This window comes from Longimicrobiaceae bacterium (genome assembly GCA_036375715.1).
Classification (GTDB): domain Bacteria; phylum Gemmatimonadota; class Gemmatimonadetes; order Longimicrobiales; family Longimicrobiaceae; genus DASVBS01.
On sequence record DASVBS010000085.1, the window covers coordinates 79,359 to 102,327 of the forward strand.

A 22,969-nucleotide genomic window follows, 5' to 3' on the forward strand; every position below is an offset into this window, starting at 1 on the left:
GATTGGAGTGACGTGACTTGCTACCTTGTGCGCCCGCCGTCCGTCCTACCCTCCCTTTGCTCCGCCGCATCCCCGACTTCGTCGGCGCCGGTGTGCCGGCATCTCAGCTCATCGGTGTAGCCCGTCTGACTCCTGATCTCAGGGCAGTAAAGCCGACGCGCGCAGCCGACTTCAGCGGTCTCAATGCGGCCTGAGCCGTAGCAGCAGATACCGTTCTCATCCCCGTCAGCCCGATACGTAACGTCGGCGACACATGGAAGGCCTCGCGAACTACGGAGAACGACGCTGCCAGGCGCCCACGGTCTGCCAGGGACCTAGCGGCGCGGAGGTGATCCTTCGCGAGCCGCTCGCGCGCCCTCCTAGCGATCTCGGCACCCTGTTCGGAAGGCAGGTAGTGCCGCGCGTACTCGATTGACTCTATGACGTCGCGAATCGTCTGTCCGGACTTTGCGAGTCGCTTCGTCTCGGAGCCGTCGTGCACCCGATAGCAGGCCAAGGGTCGAGGCTCGTACCACACGGCGTACGAGGCAGCGATTCTCTTCCACATGTCCCAATCCAGGGCGAAAACGAGTTGCGGGTGGAACCCGCCCAGGCGCTCGTAAGCCTCTCTTCGCACCACGATCGAAGGGCACTGGATTCGTTGCTGGATGAAGATCTTCTCTGTCCAGTCCTCCAGGATCCCCGGCGTTCTCCGCTCCAGAGGGGAGAGGTGGAGCCAATGGTCGTCTTGATCCATAAAGAGGTGGCGGGTGAACGCTGCACCCACCTCCGGTCTATTTTCTATCCCTGCCCGAAGACTCTCGTAGAAGCCCGGAAGGACAGTGTCGTCGTCGTGGAGGATGTGGACCCACCGGCCTCTGGCCAGTCGGACGCAGTCGGTCCAGGTCGTTGACAGGCCCCCGTTCGTCGGCCGCCGGTACACAGCGACCCGTCCCTGGCTCACTCCATCGCTGATCCGACGCACGTCGACGTCTGGAGAGCAGTCGTCGACCACCACGATCTCCATCTCTTCCGGACCTGGATCCTGGATCAGGACACTTCTCAGTGCGCCCGCAAGGTAGGTCTCGCGGTTGTAAACCGTCACCATCACCGACCAGAAGGGCCGACTCGTTCCCTCCTCGACGGTCGGTATCCGTGGCAAGTGAACGTTTATCGAGCTGACCCCGTGATATCGTTCGATCAAGGCCGTGCAGAACCGTCAGTCGATCCGGAAGTGCCCCACGCAATCAAAAGACTGCCAGATCAAGCCGGGTGCCCACCTCCTGCCCTCATCAGCGATTTGCGGGACCCAGGATCCGCCACACTCGCTCAAGTCCACGCGCGTCGTCTTGCACTTTCAGCGGGTACCGAGCTCAAAGGCGTAGCCGGCGTCGCCGGGTGGCTGGCGACGGCCGCTGAAGCGCTTTCGTAGGATCAGAGCAACACCGTGTCGTGCTGACAACACGGCTCGCGTCGAGCGAGTCCCTTCCGCGTCAGGCCAGTTCCTCCGAAATCGAAGTAAGCTCGGTCGGCCCGGGTCCGGATGGAGGCCTTCCAAAAGCGAGTATTCCAGACCAGGTGCTTCTCTCACCTTGCCGAAGAAGTGATGTCCACGCTAGCCCTTCCGAATACTCCGATCCATCGATCCAGCAGCATGCTATAGTCACGAAGATGCACATTCTCTCGCAGCAAGAGATCAAACGATTTGTAGTATCCTGACGTCTTCACCCTTCCCTTGTAGTTGGAGAGCATGAACTCGAAATGATTGCGAAGATAGGCCACAATTCGTATGCGAAAGCTTCCTGACAGGCGCACAACGTGGTAGCGAGGTATTCCTGGATTGAAGCGGTGCCCGTCTTGTGCGTACCGATGTGTATGATCAGCGACCGCATACTCGGGAACTCGCATGATGCCGCGCCACCGGCAACGGCGCGGAAGACGATGCGTGCGCCCGTCGGATCGTGCAGCAGGGTACGGACCAGCTGGCTCTCCGTGAGCCTGGCTACGCGGGCCGGTCGCTGCTCGTGGGTGTCCCTGGGCTCGCCTTGCCGCTCCACCGGGCGTGTCAGGCGAGTACTACGCGACTGTCCTCACCCCGAGCGATGTGCGCCATTGAACGCTCCTGAACACTCGAGATATCGACGCTCCCCCTCGAATCCGAGCTTTCTGCACCTGCACATCCGGCCACAGCGCTAGTCACAACCCACGCGACGACCGTCAATCGCAGGTATCTGCTCGTTTCAATGCGGCATCTCACGAGGAAGAATCGTCGTTACCGAGGCAAGCAATATCCGTCCGTCAACTCAGTTGTATACCGGAAGGTTCCCAACGGCTTGTGGAAATCAGGAAGTGTGGCTCATGACCAAGTGTAGACCACGCCTCCGGAGGCTGCAACTATTCTACTAGTAGATCAGGTCGGTCCTTGCCCTCAGTCCGGTATCCGAGGCCTGTGCAACCTCGTCTCTCGTCGCTTTGCCGCTACCTGGTCGTACCACCGGGTCGCCTGCGCGGTCATTCTCCAGAGGAGCTGACCGGAAGCTGGCGACCCTGGCCAAGGCCGGGGGGAAGCTGCCAGAATGCCGCGTTCACGTCGAGGACACCCCGGGTCTTACCATCTACCCGCTCGCCTCGTAGCGTAGCAGCCACGAGGAGGGCTCGGAATCCGACGTCACCAGGAGGCAACATGCGCGTGGAGCAGCTCACGGACCCCATCGCCTACCATGCCGAAGGACCGGTTTGGTCGGCCCGCTGGGGCGGCCTGCGCTGGGTGGACATGCTGGCCGGCGACGTCCTCTCCCTGCGGGACGACGGTTCGGTGGAGAGGCGCCACGTCGGCAAGGTCGCGGCGGTCGTCCGGCCACGCCTCTCAGGCGGGGCCGTCATCGCCACGGAGCGTGGATTCCTGCTCGAGGAACCCGACAGCGATCTCCGCCCGCTGCCGGACGTCTGGACCGACCCGGGGATGCGCATGAACGAGGGCGGATGCGACCCCGATGGTCGCTTCTACTGCGGATCGATGGGCTACGATCGGACGCCCGGTGTGGCCTCTCTCTACCGGCTCGACCCCGACCACTCCGTCCACCGCGTGCTCGATGGGATCACCATCTCCAACGGCCTCGACTGGACACCGGACGGCTCCCGCGCCTATTACGTGGACACGATGACCCACCGAATCGATCTCTTCGACTACGATCGTGAGCATGGCCTGCACAACCGGCGGCCGTTCGTCGATATGTCGGCGGAGGGGCTCTTCCCCGACGGCTTGACGGTGGACGTCGAGGGCGGAGTATGGGTGGCGCTGGCCAACGGCGGAGCGGTGCGTCGCTACACCGCGGAGGGAAGGCTCGACGAGGTAATCGAGGTGCCGGCACGCAAGGTCACCGCCTGCACCTTCGGCGGACCGCGGCTCGACCAGCTCTTCATCACCACCTCCCGCGAGGACCTCGAGCCGGGTGAGGATCCATTGGCAGGCTCGCTCTTCTACGTCGAGGTCGGCCCGATCGGAGTGCCGACGCGCGAATTCTACGGGTGATCGACCCCTTCCGATCCTCCCTCCGCCACCGCATCCATCAGGGCGCGGACGTGGTCCAGCTCGTCCCGGTTGATGGTGTGAGGCATTCCAGGGTATGTGCGCAGGTTGACGCGCGCGCCCATTCGCTCGAGGACCCTAGCGCTCTCCTCCACTCGGGTCAGCGGCACGTGCGGATCCGGATCGGAGGTGCCGAGGAACACCGGCGTACCCTCCAGCGAGCCCGGATAGTCCCGCGGTGTTCCATCCGGACCGATCAGTCCTCCGGTGAGGGCGGCCACGCCCCCGTACCGCCGCGGATGGCGCGCGACGAACTCCAGGCTCAGGCAGGCGCCCTGGGAGAACCCCAGCAGGAACAGCCGTTCACTCGGGATCCCCGCCGCCAGCAAGCGCTGCACGACCGATTCGACCAGCCGCAGCGCCGAGCTCAGATAGGGTTCGTTCTGCTCCAGCGGCGCGAGGAAGCTGTAGGGATACCACGTCGACCCCGCCGCCTGAGGCGCCAGATACGCGAAGTCCTGCCGATCCAGCTCGTCTGCGAGCTGCAGGATGCTCTGAGCGCTCGCTCCCCGCCCGTGCAGCAGGACCATCGCCGCGCGCGCCTCCTGCAATGGGCGTCCGCGATTGACGATGGGCTGGCCTTGGTGCGGATCTGAATGTGGTGAGTTGGGTTGGCTCATAGAGGGTTGACAACAGGGGAACACAGAGGATAGTACGGAGGAGCACAGCGGATTGGCGGAGGATTGCGAGGCATCATTGGGCATGGTCGTTCCCAACGCAGGCTCTCTGGATTCGAGTAGTCGGCTTTTTTGTTCGTGCTGTTTGTATTCGTAATTCGTAATTGCCGTTTTCCTCCGCGCCCTCGATACCATCCTCCGCGTCTGTGCGGTTCATATCCCCGCCAACACAATCGCAAACCGCTCCTCATCATCCGAGCACCACTCGACCATCCTCAAACCCGCAGCCTCGAACAATCGCGCCACACTCGCACGATCATATTTGTTCGAGATCTCCGTCCGTATGGACTCTCCCTCGCGCAGCTCGAACTCCCCCTCGCCGGGAATGCGCACGATCTGCGGACGCATCGAAACGAGGTGCATCTCGATGCGGTGCTCGTCGCGATTGTACACGGCGCGATGCTTGAAAGCCTCCATATCGAAATCCGCTCCGAACCGCTCATTCAGCACCCGCAGCACATTCCGATTGAACTCGGCGGTGATCCCCTGCGCATCGTCGTAGGCCGCCTCCAGCTCCGCCACATTCTTGCGCAGATCCACACCGAGTAGAAACCGATCACCAGGCCGCAACAGTGCACGAACCCGGCTCAGCAGCTCCGCGGCCTCGCGGTCGGGGAAGTTCCCGATCGTGCTCCCCAGAAAGGTGAGCAGCAGCGGCCGGGGGAGCGACTCGGGCAGCGCCAGCTCGCGGGTGAAATCGGAGGCCACCGGCACGACCTCCAGCCCCGGATATTCCTCGCGCAGCTCCGTCGCTGTCCGCTCCAGGAAGTCGGCACTGATGTCGACCGGCACGTAGGTCCCATGGTCGTAGGCGCGGATCGCATCCAGAATGACGCGCGTCTTCGCCGCGCTGCCGGCTCCCAGCTCGACCAGCGAGCGGGGGCGCAGGGCGTCGACCCAGCGGGGCACGTGCTCTTCGAGCAGCGCCTGTTCCGTGCGGGTGAGGTAGTACTCCGGGAGCCGCGTGATCTCCTCGAAGAGCTCCGAGCCGCGCTCGTCGTAGAAGAGCTTGCTCGGCAGCTCCTTCTGCGGACGCGACAGGCCCTCCCGGATCTCCGCGAGCAGCTTCTCCTCCTCCCGTCCGCGCATCAGGTCGCCTAGCCGCTCCTGTGGCCGCGTGCTCAGTTGACCTCCCTCCGCTCGACGTCGCGCGCCAGCCGCACGCCGGTGAACTGCCAGGTGGCGTCGGGCGGGAAGAAGTTGCGGTAGGTCGGACGAATATGGCTGCGAGAGGTGGCGCAGCTCCCGCCGCGCAGCAGGTACTGGTTGCACATGAACTTGCCGTTGTACTCGCCGACTGCCCCGGGCGCAGGCCTGAAGCCCGGGTAGGGCGCATACGGGCTCGCCGTCCACTCCCACACGTCGCCGTACATCTGCCGCAATCCTTCCCCGTCCGGAGCCGCGCAGGGGTGGAACCACCCCTCGTCCACAAGGTTGCCCTCGATGGGCAGCGAAGCGGCCGCGACCTCCCACTCGGCCTCGGTAGGGAGCCTGGCGCCGGCCCAGCGAGCGTAGGCATCGGCCTCGAAGTAGCTCAGGTGACAGACCGGCTCTTCCGGGACGACCTCGCGCATCCCCGCCAGGGTGAAGATCATCCACTTGCCATCCCGCCGCTCCCAGTAGAAGGGCTCCGTCCACCTCTTCTCCTGCACTGTGGCCCACCCGAGCGAGAGCCAGAGCTCCGGCCTGCGGTAGCCGCCGTCCTCCATGAACTCCAGGTACTCCCCGCAGGTCACCAGCCGGTCCGCCAGCTCGAAGGGCTGCAGGAACTGGCGATGCCGTGGCCCCTCGTTGTCGTAGGCAAAGCCATCACCCCCGTGGCCGATCTCGAACAGCCCGCCCTCGAAGGCGACCCACCCGAGCGGTCGAGTCGACCCTCGCGGCGTCGCCGGCGGGTCGGCGACATATGCCGGCCGCAAGGGGTTGACCGCGAACACGTGCTTGATGTCCGTCAGCATCAGCTCCTGGTGCTGCTGCTCATGGTGCAGACCCAGGGTGACGAGCGGCTCGATCGCCGAACGATCCAGCTCGTCCAGCCGCTCCAGCAGACGCGACATCGCTTCGTCGACGTGGCGCCGATACGCCATGACCTCGGCAACCGTCGGACGGGAGATGTAGCCGCGCTGGTCGCGGCAGTGCCGCTCGCCGGCCTGGTGATAGTAGGAGTTGAAGAGATAGAGGTACATCTCGTGGAGCGGCGTGTAGCCGGGCAGGTGCTCCATCAGCACGAATCGCTCGAAGAACCAGCTGGTGTGCGCCAGGTGCCACTTGGTGGGGCTCACGTCGGGCATCGACTGCACGACCATGTCTTCAGGCGCCAGCCCCTCCGTCAAACGCTCAGTAAACCTCCGAACCTCCGCGTACGCACTCGAAGGGTCCCCCGCGGCCGCATCGGACGATGCGGGACTGCTCAGTTCCGGTCCGGACAGGCTCACTTCCGTCGTTGCCATGGTCAACCCTCCTCAGCATGTCTTGGGAATGCAGGTTCGCGCGGGACTTTCGTTTCGGCAGCGCGGGGATTTCGCCGCTCCAACCTTGCTCGATCCCAGCCTCCGAGCTCCGCCGCGGCTTCGTAGGTGCTGTGCAGGAACTCGAGCAGCCTGGCATCGGGGTCCGGCGCCGTGCGGACTGCCTCGTATGGGAGGATATACTCCCGCATCTCCTGGCTGTAGTACGCTTGCTCCGTCCGGATCGGGTACTGGGAGTAGCCCGCAGGCTCGGGGTACGCGTATGCATAGAAGGCGGCCTCCTGCACCGGACCGCTACCCGGCCAGAACCCGCAGCTGCTGCACTCTCGCGAATACGATTCGCGCGTCACCCAGTCCGCCAGGTTCGGGATCCCCCCGGGATGCTCTGGCGCCTCGAGCCCGGAGAAGCGGGTGAGTGCGAGATCGAAGCTCCCCCAGAAGAAGTGCACCGGGCTGCTCTTCCCGAGGAAGTCGGACCGGAAGGCATTCAGCACCCGATCCGCCTGGCGGAGGGCCTGCCAGAAGCGGTGCGCGGCAGCAGGGTCATATGTGGAATGCCGGAGATCCTGCTCGAAGGGGATGGGATCCTCGATCTCCACCGGCTTCGTCCAGATCCGCACCGGAAGGTCGAGCGAGCTCAGTGCGGCCATCACCATCCGGTAGAACTCGGCGATGGGCATCGATCGCAGCCCGATCACCCGCTGGGCCCCGTTGCACTCCTGAATGCGAAGAACGTGATCGATGAAGTCGAAGTCGATCTGGAAGGTGCCCGTCCCGTGCGGCATCGCGCTGGTGGTGAGGCCGCGAGCGGTCACGTAGAGGGGTACGTGCCACCAGTGGTTGACCGGTGGAGCGCAGGCCAGGCGAATTTTGCCCACCACCTGCGTCATCCGGTGCAGCGTGCCATAGGTGTCACGCCAGTCCTGGAGCGGGAGAGGCGGCCAGGCTTGCATTCGGTTCTGCGCAGAGGAGGGACGATCGTCGGCGGCTGGGCACATGGGAGGATCTCCAGGAGGAAGGATCGTGCCGGCGAAGGTGCCGGCCTGGGGTCCGCTGGGCATCGAGCCGACTTCGACGGTCTCATACCATTTAGCAAACTCCCAGAAATTGAACGCGGAGGTCACAGAGGACTACGGCGGAGGTAACAGAGGATTCCCTGCTGCCCGCAATTCAAAATTCAAAATTTAGAATTCAAAATTGATCGTTGGTAATTCGTAGTTCGTAATTCGTAATTGTCTCTCTCGCCCCGGCCTGGGTCTCCCGCGCCGCTCCGGCAAGATCGCCGCGGCTGTCTTCCTGTCGCGCCGGCAGCCACAGGATGAAGCAGGCCCCGCCCCCCGGCGCGTCCTCTACGGTGAGGTCGCCGCCCAGCAGGCGGGCGACGCGGCGGGCGATCGCCAGTCCCAGGCCATGTCCCTCGTGGCCATGGTTCGCGAAGCGGGTGAACTCGTCGAAGATGGCCTCGCGATGCTCGGGCGGAATGCCCGGTCCCGTATCGATTACCTCGACGGTGACCCAGGCCCTCGGGTCCGTCTCCTGCTCCCGGCTACGCGCTCCAACGCGGACGGTGATGCACCCGGGGCGAGGCGTGTACTTGATCGCGTTGGAGAGCAGGTTTCCCAGGATCTGGTCGACCCGGGCCGGATCGGTGTAGAGCGTGGGCAGCTGGCCAGCCGCCTTGAACTCGAGCGTATGCCCCGCATTCTCGGCGGCCGCCCGATGCGCTTCCAGGGCGTCTCTGACCACCGCATCGAGGTCGACGGCCACGCGGTTCACGCCCAGCCCGCCGCTGTCGACCCGCGCCAGATCCAGCAGATCAGTGAGGATGGCCAGCGCGCTGTCCACCGAGCGGCTCAAGCCCTTGACCAGCGGCACCTGCTCCGGCAGCAAGGGGCCCTTCACGCCCATCTCGAGCAGCTCCGCGTAACCTTTCGCGGCGCCGAGCGGATTCTTCACGTCGTGCGTGACCCCGCGGAGCAACCGCGCCCGCGCTTCCGCGGCCCGTTCGAGCTCGGTCCCCCGCCGTTCGGCCAGCGCCCGCTGTCGATTCGCCTCCTCCAGCGCCTTCTGGATCCGCTCGCGGAACTGCCGCTCCCTCACCGCGAACCACCCCACCATGAGGGCCGCCAGGATCGCCAGCACTCCAATCAATACCGAGACTGCCCGTTGCCTTGCCGCCCACCGCACCTCCTCGGCCGCCCGGCCTTGCGCCTCGCGTATCAGCTCGCGGCGGAATCCGGTGAGCTCGACGAGGATGGAGTCGCGGATCGCATCGAAGCGGGGGAGCGCAGCCCGGTACGCTTCCGGATCCTCTCCCTGCGCGACCACCTCGGCTTCAATCGAATCCCGGCGCGCCATGTACCGCCGGATCGCCGCGAAACGCTGCTCGGTGGAGTTGCCTATGCGCGGCGCCAGCTCTGCCAGCACCTGCAGCGCCTCCCGCTCCGCCTCCTTGGCGGCCTCGAGACGGGCATCGTAGCGGGGATCCCGGCTCACGAAGCGACTGCGCGAGGCGGTAACCCGCTCCTCCATCGCGAAGGCAAGGTCGCTCAGCGCCTCGTTGGTGGGAAGCAGGGTGGTCACCAGCTCGTCCATCGCGTGCGAGACCCTGCGAAGTAGCAGGTTGGGAGTGACGGCCAGCGCCACGAGAGCCAGGACCACGAAAGCGAAAGCCGCTCTCGGCAGCCATGCCCGCTCCTCGACCCCCGACCTGGCCGGCTGTCGGGAGGGTGGTGATTGCCTGGTCATCAACATTCACCCGCGCGCACAGGATTCCCGCAAAAGCACGCTATAGTGCAGCGTTTGTGCCCCGGCGATCGCTTGGAACGAGGGCCAAGCTCACGCTGGCCGCTCGCTTGCGGCGGCGTACCGAGCGCGGAGGGGCTGCAGGATTTTGCCCACGACATCGCTCGGACCTAGCAGGTCTCCACCACTTCTCGAGGAGCACGATCATGGCGCCCGAAGGTTGCCCCCATTTCGCCGCCATCGCCACCGTTCGGACGCCTCAGCGACACGAATGCGAGGAGTGCGTGAAGATCGGGTCCAGTTGGGTGCACCTGCGGATCTGTCAAACGTGCGGCGCGACGCTATGCTGCGACAGTTCGCCCAACCGCCACGCGAGCAAGCACGCCCGCGAGCAGCAGCATCCCGTCGTCGCCTCAGCGGAGCCCGGCGAACGCTGGCTGTACTGCTATCCCGACGACGTCTACGGCGAGTACTGAGACACCTGGCCGAGGCGCCCCGCGCGCCGGATCAGTCCAGAATCTCCACGTACCCTTCCGTGCCGTGCACGCGGATGCGCTGTCCATCCCGGATTCGCTCCGTGGCACGCTCCACGCCGACCACAGCCGGCAGGCCATACTCGCGGGCGATCACCGCGCCATGCGTCATCAACCCTCCCACCTCGGTGACCAGCCCAGCGACGGCGAGGAACAGGGGGGTCCAGCTCGGATCGGTGTAGGCGGTCACCAGGATGTCGCCCGGCTCCAGCTCCGCCCCGGCCATGTCAACGACGACCCGCGCCCGACCCTCGACGATTCCAGCGGAAACCGGCAGACCGACCAGCGCTCCCGCGGGCATACCCTCGCGCCGATACGCGCCGGTAATTACCTCCCCCTCCGAGGTGAGCACCCGCGGGGGATTGAGAATCTGGGCGGCCCTGAACTCATCCTTTCTCCGGGCAATGAGTCTGGCGTCGGCTCGCTGCGTCCGGGCGACCTCGAGCAGCTCCTGCGCGGTGAGATAGTAGATGTCCTCCTTCTCGCCCAGCACCCCGGCTTCCACCAGACGTCCGGCCTCTTCCAGCAGCGCCTGCCGGTAGATGGAGTAGCGGCAGATCATGCCGTACTTCGGGTACTCGCGGTAGCCGATGAAGCTGCGCAGCCGGTCGATCATCCGCCCGGCCTCTGCGGCCTTGCGCTCGCCGTCGGGCTGGGCGCGGAGCCGCTCGATCACCTCCTGCGCCTTCTGCCTCGCCTCCTGCAGCCCCCGTTCGAAGCGACGCCTGCTCTCTCCGGGCGCGAAGCTCCTCAGGTGGGAGAGGATCAGCGGCACCAGTGTCGCCGGGCGCTCGCTCCAGCGCGGCCGGGTGATGTCGATCTCCCCGGTGCAGCGCATGCCGTAGCGGTCGAGCCAGCGCCGGATGGCGTCGCGCGCTTCCCTCCCGCCCCTCACGCGGGGTAGCGCGTTGAGGAAGTCATCCCCGCCGTCGACCCGCTCGAGCCGAGCCACCACCTCCGCGCAGGGCCGGATCGCGTCGGCCACGTCCAGGAGCGCGAGTCCCATCTCGGAGGTGACGTTATTCCGAACCGATTGCGAGAGCGTGTCGGCCGCGCCCCTCTCCCCCAGCCATTCCTCCAGCTTCTCGTTCAGCCACCAGGCGGCCTCGATCCCGATCATGACCGCCTGATGGCTCTCCGGGCTCTGGAGGATCCGACGCAGCTCCTGGATGTCCTCCAGGATGAACTCGATCAGCTCCGCCCCGGCCTTCTCGCTGATCTCGCGTCGTAGTGCGGCCACGGAAGCTTCGGTGCGCGCGATCAGCTCGTCCACCAGGGAGGGATCCGTCTCGGTCGGCTGCGCCGGGGCAACCGCTGGTGAGGCGACTGGCGCCCCCGCCGGCAGCTCTCGGATGAAATCCCCGCGGTCGAGCAGGGTCTGCAACGCGTCGCGCATCAGCGGGTCGGAGCGACCCATCATCTGCAGGAACCCGTCACGGCTCCCCGGCGAAGCCACCAGCGCGGTCACGTCCACGAAGAGCCGGGCGCCCGCCTCGTGCATCGGGCGCCCGGCAGTGAGCTGCCAGAAGGAGATGCCGAGCGGCTTGATGGGGTCGGTCATCATCTGCTGATGACCGACGGAGATGTAGACGCGGTTCTCCCCGTCGGGGGTCGCCGGGACAGGGAACAAGGTGGTAATCGGTCGGCTCTGGACGATGTGGAACTCGTCCTCCGCCAGGCACCACTCGATGTCCTGCGGGGTGCCGAAATGCACCTCGACCCGCCGGCCGAGGGCGACGAGCCGCAGAACCTGCTCCTCTGTCAGCGCCGGCTGCTCCCGCCTGGCAGGAGGGACTTCGACCGGCCGTGTTCCGCCCTCTGGAGAGGGTTGCAGCGCGACCCGCTTGCTGCCGATCGAGCGGTCCGTGACCGTGCCGTCGCGCACCTTGAAGACGTCCGCATTGACCCGACCGGAGACCAGCGCCTCTCCCAGCCCGAAGATGGCTTCCACCGAGGCCACCTTGCGGTTGCCGCTGAGGGGATCGGCCGTGAAGAGCACTCCCGAGGCCTCGGGAACGACCATCCGCTGGACGACCGCGGCCATGTGGACGCTCCGGGGGTCGACGCCGTTCTTCAGGCGGTAGGCGACGGCTCGGTCGGTAAAGAGCGAAGCCCAGCATCGGCGAACGTGATCGACGATTGCCGTGGACCCCACCACGTTCAGGTAGGTGTCCTGCTGGCCGGCGAAGGAGGCCGTCGGCAGGTCCTCTGCGGTGGCGCTGGAGCGGACCGCGCAGGCGACGCCCTTACCCAGCGCGCCAAGCCCGCGGGTGATCTCCTCCGCCACCTCGTCGGGGATCGGCGCCCCTTCGATCGACCGGCGGATCTCCGTACTCAGCGCGCGAACCTGCTCCGGGTCGTCGGCGTCGAGAGAAGCCAGCCGCTCGACCCGCTCGCGGATAGCCGGACTGCGCGCCACGAAGCAGCGATACGCCTCCGTCGTCACGCAGAACCCCGGCGGCACGCGGACGCCGTCGATTCGCGCGAGCTCCCCGAGGTGCGCTCCCTTGCCTCCCACCAGCGCGATCTGTGAGCGATCGACCTCGTCAAATCCCAGGACGTAAGGGGGCATCGGCGTTCCTCCACGTGCGGGTGGGCGAGCTGCGCCCGCATCCCGGGTACAGTCCGGGGAGCGGCGCTTTTCGGCCCGCAAGTCTGCCACCGCCGCCCGTGCTTGTCGCAAGTCCCCGGAGGGGTTATATACTGACACTGGCAAAGGCGAGCAGTGAAAAGACAGAACCCGCACGGCGATCCTCGTCGGGCGGGCGTGTTGCTGAGAATCCCGCTTGGCTGCGGCCGGGTGGGATTTTTGTTGCCCCCTGGCGCACGACCACCGCCCGGAGCAACAGCCGTCCCCCCGAGCATTCGCCTGGCACTCGTGGGTTTCCCGAGCGCACGTTCGCACTCCTCAGGCTTCTCGACCGGCACGGTCGGGCTCTCCCAACTCCCTCAGCGACGTGCCTCGCGATCCTCGAACTTCTGTCTTCCGCCTATCCCCCTTGACCTTGACGCAACGTCAACATTTAGGATAGATACGGGCCGCAGGGCGCGGTCTGTGGTCGAATGCGGAGTACAGGAGGAATACGGCAATGGAATGGTCGATCCGGGAGATCGCGGCGCTGGCGGGCACGACCTCCCGGACGCTCCGCCACTACGACGCGATCGGCCTGCTCCATCCCAGCCGCATCGGGGCGAACGGCTATCGCTACTACGACGAGGAAGCGCTCGTGCGACTGCAGCGGATCCTCCTGCTGCGCCAGCTGGGGATGGGCCTCGATGCCATCGCCAAGGTGCTCGAGGGGGGACGCGATCACGTGCAGGCCCTCGCGCGCCACCTGGAAGAGCTGCGTCGGGAGCGCCGACGGCTGGACGACCTCATCCGCAGCGTCGAGACCACCATCCGCAAGCTGAAACAGGGAGAGCCTCTCATGCCGGAGGAGATGCTGAACGGCTTCGACCCCGCGAAGTACCGCGACGAGGTCATCGAGCGCTGGGGCCGCGAAGCATACGAGCAGGGCGACCGCTGGTGGCGTGGAATGACCAGCGAGGAGCGCGCTGCCTGGACCGCGAACACGACGGCGCTCCAGGAGGACTGGAGGCGTCTGGCGGCGAGCGGGGTGGACCCCGCCGGCGAGCAGGCTCAGTCGGTCGCCCGGCGGCACGCGCAATGGCTGACCGGGATCCCGGGCACGCCGGCCGCGGGGAAGGGCCCCTCGAAGGAGTACTTCCTCGGCCTGGCCGAGATGTACGTAGCCGACGAGCGCTTTGCCCGGAGCTACGGCGGTGGCGAAGGGGCGACCTTCGTCCGCGAAGCGATGCGCATCTACGCGGAGCGGAACCTCTAGCGTTCCGCGTAGACCGCCGGTTACCCCCGAACGCAAGTGCCTCCCCGTCCGGGCGCTGGCACGCGCAAAGACTGACCGAGGCGCTGGAGTCTCCGTTGACGCACCCCTCCCTCCCCCGTACGCTTCCCCGGACGCGTTCGGGGGAGTGGATGTCGCGGCACCCTCCCCCTCCCTTGAGCCCATCCGCTCCTCACGCATGACCATCAGCCTCGACGACCTGCGTCGGCTGCGCCGCGCCCGCGACCGGATGGACCGCGAGTACGCGCGGCCGCTCGACGTCGCCTCGCTCGCGCGGACAGCCCTGATGTCGCCCGGGCACTTCAGCCGCCAGTTCCGCATTGCGTACGGCGAGTCACCGTACAGCTACCTCATGACCCGCCGCATCGAACGGGCGATGGCGCTGCTACGCTGCACCCACCTCAGCGTGACCGAGATCTGCTTCGCGGTCGGCTGCTCGTCGCTGGGCACGTTCAGCACCCGCTTCACCGAGCTGGTGGGAATGTCACCCAGCACCTATCGCCGTCAGGCCCCGCGCGAGGTAGGCGAGATCTTGCCGTGCGTTGCCAGGAAGGTGACGAGACCGATCAGGAATCGAGAAGCGCGAGAGACCCAACCGGCGTAGCTTCCCTCCCGGTAACGTCACCAGACACAACCTGGAGCTACAATGGACCTCAAGATTCACGCGACCTTTCTCCCGCACGACGACCCGGACGCGGCCCTTACTTTCTACCGGGACGTCCTGGAGTTCGAGGTGCGCAACGACGTGGGCTACGACGGGATGCGCTGGATCACCGTCGGGCCGCCAGGCCAGCCCGAGGTCAACATCGTCCTACACCCACCCGGGGCCGATCCCGGCATCACCGACCAGGAGCGTCAGACGATCGCCGAGATGATGGCTAAGGGAACGTATGCCTCCCTTGTCCTGGCCACCCCGAACCTCGACGCCACCTTCGAGCAGCTGCAGGCGCGCGGGGCGGAAGTGATCCAGGAACCGATGGATCAGCCGTGGGGGATGCGCGATTGCGCCTTCCGCGACCCGGCGGGCAACCATATTCGGATCAACGAGGTCCGCTGAAGCATTGACCACCGAGCAAGCGTCCCCGGCCCGGTCAGTCCCCGGGTCGGGGACGCTCTCTGCAGACTAAGCGACCGTTCCACCTCTCTCGCGAGCGACATGGAACGGAGCGGCAATAGTCGGCTCCGCTTTAGCGAAGGAGATCGATGAGCACGATCACGATGGCGAGGTCGAAGCAGGGATCAGGTGCGGCGCTCCACGTGGCGGATAGCCACGACCTGATCCGCGTGCACGGCGCCCGAGTGAACAACCTGAAGAAGGTCAGCCTGGAGATTCCCAAGCGCAGGCTGACGGTGTTTACCGGCGTCTCCGGCTCGGGTAAGAGCTCGCTGGTGTTCGGCACCATTGCCGCCGAGTCCCAGCGGATGATCAACGAGACCTACAGCGCCTTCATCCAGGGCTTCATGCCGACGCTGTCGCGTCCGGACGTGGACCTGCTGGAAGGACTCACCACGGCGATCATCATCGACCAGGAGCGCATCGGCGGTGACCCCCGCTCCACCGTCGGCACGGTGACCGATGCCAACGCGATGCTCCGCATCCTCTTCAGCCGGATCGGTCAGCCTCACATCGGACCGCCCAGCGCCTTCTCCTTCAACGTCCCGTCCGTGACCGCGCGCGGCTCGATCACCATCCAGAAGGCCGAGCGGAAGGCCGAGAAGGTCACCTTCACGCGCACGGGAGGCATGTGCCCGCGCTGCGAAGGCCGCGGTAGCGTCTCGGACTTCGACATCTCCGCGCTCCTGGATGCATCGAAGTCACTCAACGAGGGCGCCATCAAGGTGCCGGGCTACAGCATGGAGGGCTGGTACGGACGCATCTACCGCGGGTGCGGCTGGTTCGACCCCGACAAGCCGATCAAGGACTTCACCAAGAGGGAGCGGGAAGACCTGCTCTACAAGGAGGCCACCCGCATCAAGGTCGACGGGGTCAACCTGACCTACATGGGGCTGATCCCACAGATCCAGAAGTCGTACCTGTCCAAAGAGGTCGAGTCGATGCAGCCACACATCCGCGCCTTCGTGGAGCGGGCGGTGATCTTCACCACCTGCCCCGAATGCGAAGGCACGAGGCTGAGCCGCGAAGCCCGCTCCTCCCGCATCGAGGGGAAGAACATCGCGGACCTGTGCGCGATGCAGATCAGCGACCTCGCCGAGTGGATCCGGAGCCTCGACATCCCGTCGGTGGCGCCACTGTTGGAAAAGTTGCAGCACACCCTCGACTCCTTCGTCGAAATCGGGCTCGGCTATCTCTCGCTCGACCGTCCGTCGGGCACGCTGTCCGGGGGCGAAGCGCAGCGCGTCAAGATGATCCGTCATCTCGGCTCCTCCCTCACGGACGTAACCTACGTGTTCGACGAGCCCACCACGGGGCTGCACCCGCACGACATCCAGCGGATGAACGACCTGCTGCTGCGGCTGCGGGACAAGGGGAATACCGTGCTGGTGGTGGAGCACGAGCCGGACACGATCGCCATTGCGGACCACGTGGTCGACCTCGGTCCGGGTGCCGGCACAGCGGGCGGTACCGTCTGCTACGAGGGAGACGTCCAAGGACTCAGCACCACCGACACGCTCACCGGTCGCCACCTGCACGACCGTGCGAAGCTCAAGCCGAAGGTGCGCAAGCCCACCGGTTTTCTGCAGATCCGCGGCGCCAATAAGCACAACCTCCACAACGTCGATGTGGACGTCCCGCTGGGCGTGCTGTGCGTGGTGACGGGCGTAGCCGGGTCGGGCAAGAGCTCGCTCATTCACGGGTCCATCCCCGCCGACGCAGGCGTGATCTCGATCGATCAGGCACCGATCCGCGGCTCGCGGCGAAGCAACCCCGCCACCTACACGGGGTTGCTGGACCCGATCCGCAAGGCGTTCGCGAAGGCCAACGGGGTGAAGCCGGCGCTCTTCAGCCCCAACTCCGAGGGCGCCTGCCCCACCTGCAACGGCGCGGGGGTCGTCTACATGGACCTGGGGATGGTGGCCGGCGTCTCGACCACCTGCGAGGACTGCGAGGGGAAGCGTTTCCAGCCGGCAGTGCTGGAATACCGGCTGGGCGGCAAGGACATCAGCGAGGTGCTCGCGATGTCGGTGGTCGAGGCCAGAGAGTTCTTCGGCTCCGGAGAGGCCAAGACGCCTGCCGCTCACACCATTCTCACCCGGCTGGACCACGTGGGCCTGGGCTACCTCTCGCTGGGCCAGCCCCTGACTACGCTGTCCGGCGGCGAGCGCCAGCGGCTCAAGCTCGCCACGCATATGGGGGAGAAGGGTGGGACCTACGTGCTCGACGAGCCCACCACCGGGCTGCACCTCGCCGACGTGGAGCACCTGCTCGAGATGCTCGATCGGCTGGTCGATTCGGGTAAATCGGTGATCGTCATCGAGCATAACCAGGCGGTGATGGCCCACGCGGACTGGATCATCGACCTGGGTCCGGGCGCCGGTCACGAGGGCGGGCGGATCGTGTTCGAGGGGACGCCCGCCCAGCTCGTCGCGTCGCCCACGACATTGACCGGGAAGCACCTCGCGGCGTACGTCGGGGGGTGAGATAGTGCCGCGCACGCGGCATGATGCTGGATGTTTCCTGTAGGGGAGTTGTGGACGATGCCGCGTTTGTCATGCTGAGCGTCAGCGAAGCATCGCGCGCGGCGACGACCTTTGCGAACGATCCCGTACCCACGCACGGGACGATTACCGGGCCAATGCCACGCGCATGCGCTGGGTCTTGCCCGTAAGGGCGCCTCTACGGGAAATACCGGGGAAATTGCGTTCGATGCCGGAAAGGACAATCCCCGCGCAACGGCATGGTACCGGTGTGGCAGGATTTCGGCTGTAGGGGCGCCCCTACGGGAAATGTCTGGCGCGATGCCTGTCGACGCCGGAAGAGATTCGAGGAGCCATATCATGACTTTCAATGACCCGCCGTCGGCCCTGCTGGAGGAGCTGAGGCCGAAGGCGTTTGCCATTGCCTACCGAATGCTGGGTAGCGTAAGCGACTCTGAAGACGTGGTGCAGGAGGGTCTCATGCGCCTGCACGAGGCGATGCAGCGAGACGAGGCGATCGCGTCGCCTCCCGCCTATCTCACCACGATCGTGACCCGGTTGTGCATCGACCACTTGCGCTCCGCCCGCGTTCAGCGCGAGCAGTATGTGGGCGAATGGCTCCCCGAGCCGCTTCTCTCGAGCTCTGGCGACGAGGTCGGGAGTCGCCCCGAGCTCCGGGAATCGATCGGGATGGCTTTCCTGATCGTGCTCGAGACGCTGTCTCCCGAGCAGCGCGCCGTGTTCCTCCTGCGGGACGTCTTCGACTACGACTATGCGGAGATCGCGCGCATCATCGGGAAGTCCGAGGCCGCTTGCCGCCAGCTGGCGGTGCGTGCGCGTGCGCGCGTCTACGAGCGGCGGCCACGCTTCGAACCCCGGCCGGAGCAGCAGCGGGAGCTCGCACAGCGCTTCTTCGCCGCCATCGAGCAGGGCGAGCTGGACGCGCTGGAGGAGCTGCTGCTGGAGGAGGTCTCGCTGCACGGAGACGGTGGTGGTCGCGTGCCTGCGCTCGCGCAAGCGTTGCAGGGGCGTGAGGCGGTCGCCAGGAGGCTCCTCAACTGGCGTCGCGCCGCCGAAAAGGCTGGTGGATTTTCAGTGGAGCCGACCCGTGTCAACGGTCAGGCGGGCGCGCTGATGCGCAACGCGGAGGGAGAGGTTATCGCGGTGTGGTCGCTCCAGATCGAGGAGGATCACATCCGGGCGATCCGCGTAGTCGTGAACCCCGACAAGCTACGCCACGTCCCCGGCGCGGGTGATTTCGGACGCTGGGTGCGCCGGGTTCGGGAGTACCTGCCAGAAGCCGATGCCTGACCGTCGGATCGTCAGCAGCGCGAGAGAGGCCCCGGGATCATTCCCGGGGCCTCTCTGCTATTATCCATTGCCGCGCCCGTACGCTGGTGAATCGGCTCGCGAAGTGCAGCAGATCCTGGTTGCGGAGAAAGCCCCACAGCGGAATCCCGCTCTCCCGGACAGTTTCCGCAGGACGTCCTGGTTAGCTTTCTTTCGCCGATAGACCAGCAAGTGAGAGGAGGAGATAGCATGCCGACGGCAGATGCGGTGCTCCGGCTGAACGACGAGCTCGCCGGCAGAAAGGTGTTGAGCGTGTATCTCAACGCCGAGGAAACCGATCCGGCGCTGCGGAGGACCTGGCGCGTCCGGCTCAACTCGATGTTGAAGGCGCTGGAAGAAGAGCGGAGCACGGCGCCGCGCGAGGAACGTAAGGAGCTGGCCCAGGCGATCCGAAGAATCGAAGAGGCACTGGACGAATACGGCGGTCAGCTCCCGCAGCGCGGCTGGATAGGCTTCGCCACGGCGGGCGCGCTCCACTACGCGTCCCCGCTGGTAACCCCAATGCCCGACCTGGTACGGTGGGAGGATGGAGCCCACATCACCCCGTACGTTCGGGCCATGAAGCAGGCGCGGCCGGTGACCACCGTGGTCGCGGATCGCCGGCAAGCCCGTATCCTCCGCTACGTGTACGGTGACCTGAGCGAAGAGAGAGTGCTCCGCGCGGAAGAAGGCGTATTGGAGGGCGGTGCGACGGGTTCCTCGAAGCGAGCAGCCGCTCACTCCGGCATTCGTGGTGAGTCGCGAGACGACGCCGCCCGCCGGAGCGACGAGGTGGCCATGCAGCGCATGATCCGCGACGTGCTCGAGATCCTACAGGCCGCCGGGCGCGCGGGGCACCTGCTGGTCGTGGCCGGCAACAACGGTGTGGTCGCGGCCATCCAGCGCCAGCTACCCGCGCGCCTCCACGAGCGGATGGAAGCCCTGTCGGGGATCCGTCCCGACGCCTCCCTTGCCGAGCTGAAAGAGGCGATCGAGACCGCCGCCTCGGGACTTTCCCTTCGCCTTCAACGAGCGCTGGTCGAGGACGTGCTCGACACCACTCGTTCTGCCGGAAAGGCTTGCGTGGGGCGGGAGCACGTGGAGCGCGCGCTCGACATCGGCGCGGTGGACGTGTTGGTGCTGTCCCGCAACTTCGCCCGGACGGATCCGCTGGCTGCCGAGCGACTCGTCGATCGGGCACTGGCGCAGGGCGCTACCGTGGAGGAGATCTCGGAAGCGGTTTCCGAGGAGCTCGACCGCATGGGCGGCGTGGGTGGAAGGCTGCGATTCGCCGCCTGATCCATCCCGAACAACGCAGCACGGCCTCGCACGGTCCTGCTGAGCAGGATGCCGGCGAGGCCGTGCCCATGTGCCTCCCTGAAATTTTCCTGCACCCTAGACGAGCGTCACTCCCTCCTGACCTCGACGCGCCTCGAGGATTCGCTTGCAGGTGGCGAGATGTCGGATGGCCGCCTGGGGGTCGCCCCGGTTCTCGAGGAGCCTGGCCAGGTTATAGTGCGCTTCGGCCAGGTCTTCGTCCCAGAGCACCGCGCAGCGATAGGCTTCTTCCGCCTCTTCATTGCGCCCCTGGTCCTCGAGGGCAACGCCAAGGTTGAAGGAGGCGGTCGCGTGGGGTCCACGCTCCATGGCGCGCCGATAGTGCACCTCCGCGGCGGCGACGTCACCCTCGTCGTGGAGGATGCGCCCCAGGTTGACGTGGGCGTCCGGATGGCCCGGATCCAGCTCGATGGCGCGCTCGTATGCGTGCCGCGCTTCGGCTGGCGCATACGCTTCCAGGTCCACCCCGAGCTCGTACCAGTCGTCCGCGTCCATCTCGGCCCCGGCCTCTTCTGCCTCCCGCGTCGCGCGCGTGGCCAGGTGGGAGACCGTCGCGCCAAGCTCGGCGACGGTGAAGTCCAGGTGGTACTGTCCGGAGAGCGGATTCCAGGCGGTCTCACCATCCGACACCACGATGCGGTCGTTCTCGGCGACGATCCGCAGCTCGGAAAGCGACCGCCCCTTCGGGAGTTGCGTACGGAGGCGGTCGAGCGCCTGGTGGATACGGCGAGGCGGGATGCGCGCAGCGTGCAATCCTGCCGCCGCGCGCAGGAGCACGAGGTCCTGGAAGGAGAACCGGTATTCGTTGCGGGGACCCCGATGCGGCCGCAGGATTCCGGCACGTACGTAGGCGCGGACGTGACTTGGCGGGAGGCCGAGGAGTCCGGCGACGTCCCGTGTCGTGAACCACTTCATCGTCCTGTTCGGGCCGGCACGGCTGCAGGACCGGCGCGGATCGGTCCCTGGATGGCGGCTACGCGGGGCGCGATCCCCCGGAAAATCCCGGGCATCAGCCGGCAGCGCGCTTGCGACCGCGGGTCGGCTTCTCGGCCGGGGCGGGCTGCTCCTTCGCGGATCGCGCCGCGCGCTTGGCGGGCTTGCGGGCTGCGGGCTTCTTCTCCCCTTCCGCCTTGGCGATGCTCGCCCGCAGCGCCGCCACGAGATCGATGATCTCGCGCTTCGGGGCTTCCTCGGAGGGTTTGGTGATGTCCTCGCCGGCGATCTTGCGATCGATCAGCGCGAGGACACGCTCCCGCACCTCGTCCCGATATTTTTCTGGCTCGAAGGTATCGGAAGCGACCTGCTGGATGAACTGCACCGCGAGCTTCACCTCGGCTTCCTTGACCTCCGCGTTCCCGAGCGGCACCTCCGCGAAAGGCCGGATCTCGTGCGCGTAGCGAAGCTGCTCCATGACGATCCCCTCGCCCATCGGCGAAAGCATCACCAGATACTGCTTCCCTCGCGCCGCGTAGCGGCCCAGCGCCGAAAGCCCTGTCTCCCGCATCGCCGTGGCGAGCAGCCGATATGCGCGGTCGCCGCCCTTGTCCGGACCGAGATAGTAGATCTTGTCGAGGTAGCTCTTGTCCACCTGTTCAGCGGGAACGAACTCCTCGATGGCGATGGAGTTGTCGCTCTTCTCCTCGAGCGCCTTCAACTCCTCCGGGGTGAACAGGACGTACTGATTCTTGGAGAATTCGTACCCCTTCACCATCTCGTCCTTCGGCACCACCACGCCCTCCCGCTCGCAGATGTACTGCTGCTTGAGGCGAGAGCCGCAGTCCTTGTGAATCCAGTTGAAGGAAATGGTGCTGGAGGATTCACTCGAGGAGTAGAGCTTGACCGGCACCGATACGAGACCGAAAGAGATCGTCGCCGATCCCATCGCGCGAGCAGCCATGTTTTGCCGTTTCCGTTGCAGGGTGTCCGGTGTACGCACTAGAGATAAGAACGCCTCGGGTCCCGAGGCAATACGCTGAACGCTGGTCGTCCATCATCCTGGAAGCGGAGGACGAGCGATGACGAGCCCTGGAGACACTCGGGATGTGCGAACGGAGGGGGCGGCCGAGCCGGACCCCGAGGCACGTAAACTTTCCGTTCAGGTCGGGCAGGACCAGGTATCCGCGCTGCTGCTCGCGCCGAGCGGGCCACGCGCCCTCTTCGTTTACGGACACGGCGCGGGAGCGGGGATGGCGCACCCGTTCATGGAAGCCAGCTCCCGAGCGTTGCTCGCCCGCGGAATCGCCACCTTTCGCTACAACTTCCCCTACATGGAGCGGCGCTCCGGTGGCCCCGACCACCGCGCCGTGCTCCTCCGCACGGTGCGCGCCGCGGTCAATGCGGCCGCGGCGGAGCTCGCCGGTACTCCACTGCTCGCGGGAGGCAAGTCGATGGGCGGCCGCATGACCTCCGAGGCCCAGGCGGAATCCCCGCTTCCCGGAGTGGAGGGGCTGATCTTCGTCGGCTTCCCTCTGCATCGGCCCAAGCAACCGAGCACCGAGCGCGCCCGACATCTATCGGACGTCGACCTACCGATGCTCTTCCTGCAAGGCACTCGCGACGAGATGGCGGACCTCGAGCTGATCCGAACCAGCGTTGGCGACCTCGGACCCAGAGCGACCCTGCACGTGGTCGAAGGCGCGGATCACGGCTTCAACGTCCTCAAGCGCTCCGGCCGGGATCATGCGGCAGTCCTGGAGGAACTGGCGGACCAGATCGATCGCTGGGTTCGCGAGGTGATCGGCCGCTGATCGCCGGCGTCGACCACCGGCCACAGATCGTCGGCTACCGAGCATCGTTGCTGACCAACGGTCACTGATCCTCGGCCGAGGTCGCGACGGTAGGCAACGCTCTT

The 22,969-nt window shown here is 66.2% G+C and carries 18 protein-coding genes; 9 read left to right on the forward strand and 9 right to left on the reverse strand.

What is annotated here, in order from left to right:
* Positions 1–103: 103 nt before the first annotated feature.
* The gene (locus tag VF167_19125) at positions 104–1,183 is read right to left on the reverse strand and encodes a glycosyltransferase (protein ID HEX6927545.1); all 1,080 of its coding nucleotides are present in this window, start codon (positions 1,181–1,183) and stop codon (positions 104–106) included.
* Positions 1,184–2,662: 1,479 nt separating this feature from the next.
* Here VF167_19125 and VF167_19130 point away from each other — a divergent pair.
* Positions 2,663–3,511 carry an SMP-30/gluconolactonase/LRE family protein gene (locus VF167_19130; GenBank protein HEX6927546.1) on the forward strand — a complete coding sequence of 283 codons (849 nt, stop codon included), beginning with the start codon at positions 2,663–2,665 and terminating at the stop codon, positions 3,509–3,511.
* On the opposite strand, the gene VF167_19135 is transcribed toward VF167_19130, so the two are convergent.
* The 5 genes from VF167_19135 to VF167_19155 form a co-directional block, all read right to left on the reverse strand.
* Positions 3,502–4,119 carry an alpha/beta hydrolase gene (locus VF167_19135; GenBank protein HEX6927547.1) on the reverse strand — a complete coding sequence of 206 codons (618 nt, stop codon included), beginning with the start codon at positions 4,117–4,119 and terminating at the stop codon, positions 3,502–3,504. The two genes, VF167_19130 and VF167_19135, sit on opposite strands and share 10 nt — an antisense overlap.
* Before the next feature lie 279 nt (positions 4,120–4,398).
* Positions 4,399–5,334 carry an L-histidine N(alpha)-methyltransferase gene (gene egtD / locus VF167_19140; GenBank protein ID HEX6927548.1) on the reverse strand — a complete coding sequence of 312 codons (936 nt, stop codon included), beginning with the start codon at positions 5,332–5,334 and terminating at the stop codon, positions 4,399–4,401.
* Positions 5,335–5,366: 32 nt separating this feature from the next.
* Positions 5,367–6,695 (reverse strand): ergothioneine biosynthesis protein EgtB, encoded by a 1,329-nt coding sequence (gene egtB / locus VF167_19145; protein ID HEX6927549.1) that lies wholly within the window; start codon positions 6,693–6,695, stop codon positions 5,367–5,369.
* Between the two features lie 2 nt (positions 6,696–6,697).
* Positions 6,698–7,666: a DUF5996 family protein gene (locus VF167_19150; GenBank protein ID HEX6927550.1), complete on the reverse strand. Its 969-nt coding sequence runs from the start codon at positions 7,664–7,666 to the stop codon at positions 6,698–6,700.
* 238 nt (positions 7,667–7,904) lie between these two features.
* Complete coding sequence (locus VF167_19155; GenBank protein HEX6927551.1) at positions 7,905–9,461, reverse strand: HAMP domain-containing sensor histidine kinase; 1,557 nt, start codon at positions 9,459–9,461, stop codon at positions 7,905–7,907.
* A 203-nt stretch (positions 9,462–9,664) separates the two neighbouring features.
* On the opposite strand from VF167_19155, the gene VF167_19160 reads away from it, so the two are divergent.
* Complete coding sequence (locus VF167_19160) at positions 9,665–9,934, forward strand: UBP-type zinc finger domain-containing protein (protein ID HEX6927552.1); 270 nt, start codon at positions 9,665–9,667, stop codon at positions 9,932–9,934.
* Between the two features lie 31 nt (positions 9,935–9,965).
* Here VF167_19160 and rph read toward each other — a convergent pair whose 3' ends face one another.
* Entirely contained in the window at positions 9,966–12,563 is a 2,598-nt protein-coding gene (gene rph / locus VF167_19165; protein HEX6927553.1) for a rifamycin-inactivating phosphotransferase, read from the reverse strand.
* A gap of 517 nt (positions 12,564–13,080) precedes the next feature.
* On the opposite strand from rph, the gene VF167_19170 reads away from it, so the two are divergent.
* From VF167_19170 to VF167_19195, 6 genes are all read left to right on the forward strand, one after another.
* On the forward strand, positions 13,081–13,836 hold the full coding sequence (locus tag VF167_19170; GenBank protein ID HEX6927554.1) for a MerR family transcriptional regulator: 756 nt from the start codon (positions 13,081–13,083) through the stop codon (positions 13,834–13,836).
* A gap of 196 nt (positions 13,837–14,032) precedes the next feature.
* Entirely contained in the window at positions 14,033–14,458 is a 426-nt protein-coding gene (locus VF167_19175) for a helix-turn-helix transcriptional regulator (GenBank protein HEX6927555.1), read from the forward strand.
* 42 nt (positions 14,459–14,500) lie between these two features.
* Positions 14,501–14,911 (forward strand): VOC family protein, encoded by a 411-nt coding sequence (locus tag VF167_19180; protein HEX6927556.1) that lies wholly within the window; start codon positions 14,501–14,503, stop codon positions 14,909–14,911.
* Positions 14,912–15,057: 146 nt separating this feature from the next.
* Complete coding sequence (locus tag VF167_19185) at positions 15,058–17,454, forward strand: excinuclease ABC subunit UvrA (protein ID HEX6927557.1); 2,397 nt, start codon at positions 15,058–15,060, stop codon at positions 17,452–17,454.
* A 357-nt stretch (positions 17,455–17,811) separates the two neighbouring features.
* A complete protein-coding gene (locus VF167_19190) occupies positions 17,812–18,762 on the forward strand; it encodes an RNA polymerase sigma-70 factor (GenBank protein HEX6927558.1) in 951 nt (316 codons plus the stop codon).
* Between the two features lie 228 nt (positions 18,763–18,990).
* Positions 18,991–20,079 carry a hypothetical protein gene (locus VF167_19195; protein ID HEX6927559.1) on the forward strand — a complete coding sequence of 363 codons (1,089 nt, stop codon included), beginning with the start codon at positions 18,991–18,993 and terminating at the stop codon, positions 20,077–20,079.
* A gap of 96 nt (positions 20,080–20,175) precedes the next feature.
* Here VF167_19195 and VF167_19200 read toward each other — a convergent pair whose 3' ends face one another.
* Together VF167_19200 and VF167_19205 are read right to left on the reverse strand one after the other, a co-directional pair.
* Positions 20,176–21,033, reverse strand: a complete 858-nt coding sequence (locus VF167_19200; GenBank protein HEX6927560.1) for a tetratricopeptide repeat protein — start codon at positions 21,031–21,033, stop codon at positions 20,176–20,178.
* Between the two features lie 94 nt (positions 21,034–21,127).
* Positions 21,128–22,015 carry a Ku protein gene (locus tag VF167_19205; protein HEX6927561.1) on the reverse strand — a complete coding sequence of 296 codons (888 nt, stop codon included), beginning with the start codon at positions 22,013–22,015 and terminating at the stop codon, positions 21,128–21,130.
* A 118-nt stretch (positions 22,016–22,133) separates the two neighbouring features.
* Between VF167_19205 and VF167_19210 the strand changes: the two genes are divergently transcribed.
* Positions 22,134–22,865, forward strand: coding sequence for an alpha/beta family hydrolase (locus tag VF167_19210; GenBank protein HEX6927562.1), 732 nt, complete (start codon positions 22,134–22,136; stop codon positions 22,863–22,865).
* Positions 22,866–22,969: the final 104 nt, after the last annotated feature.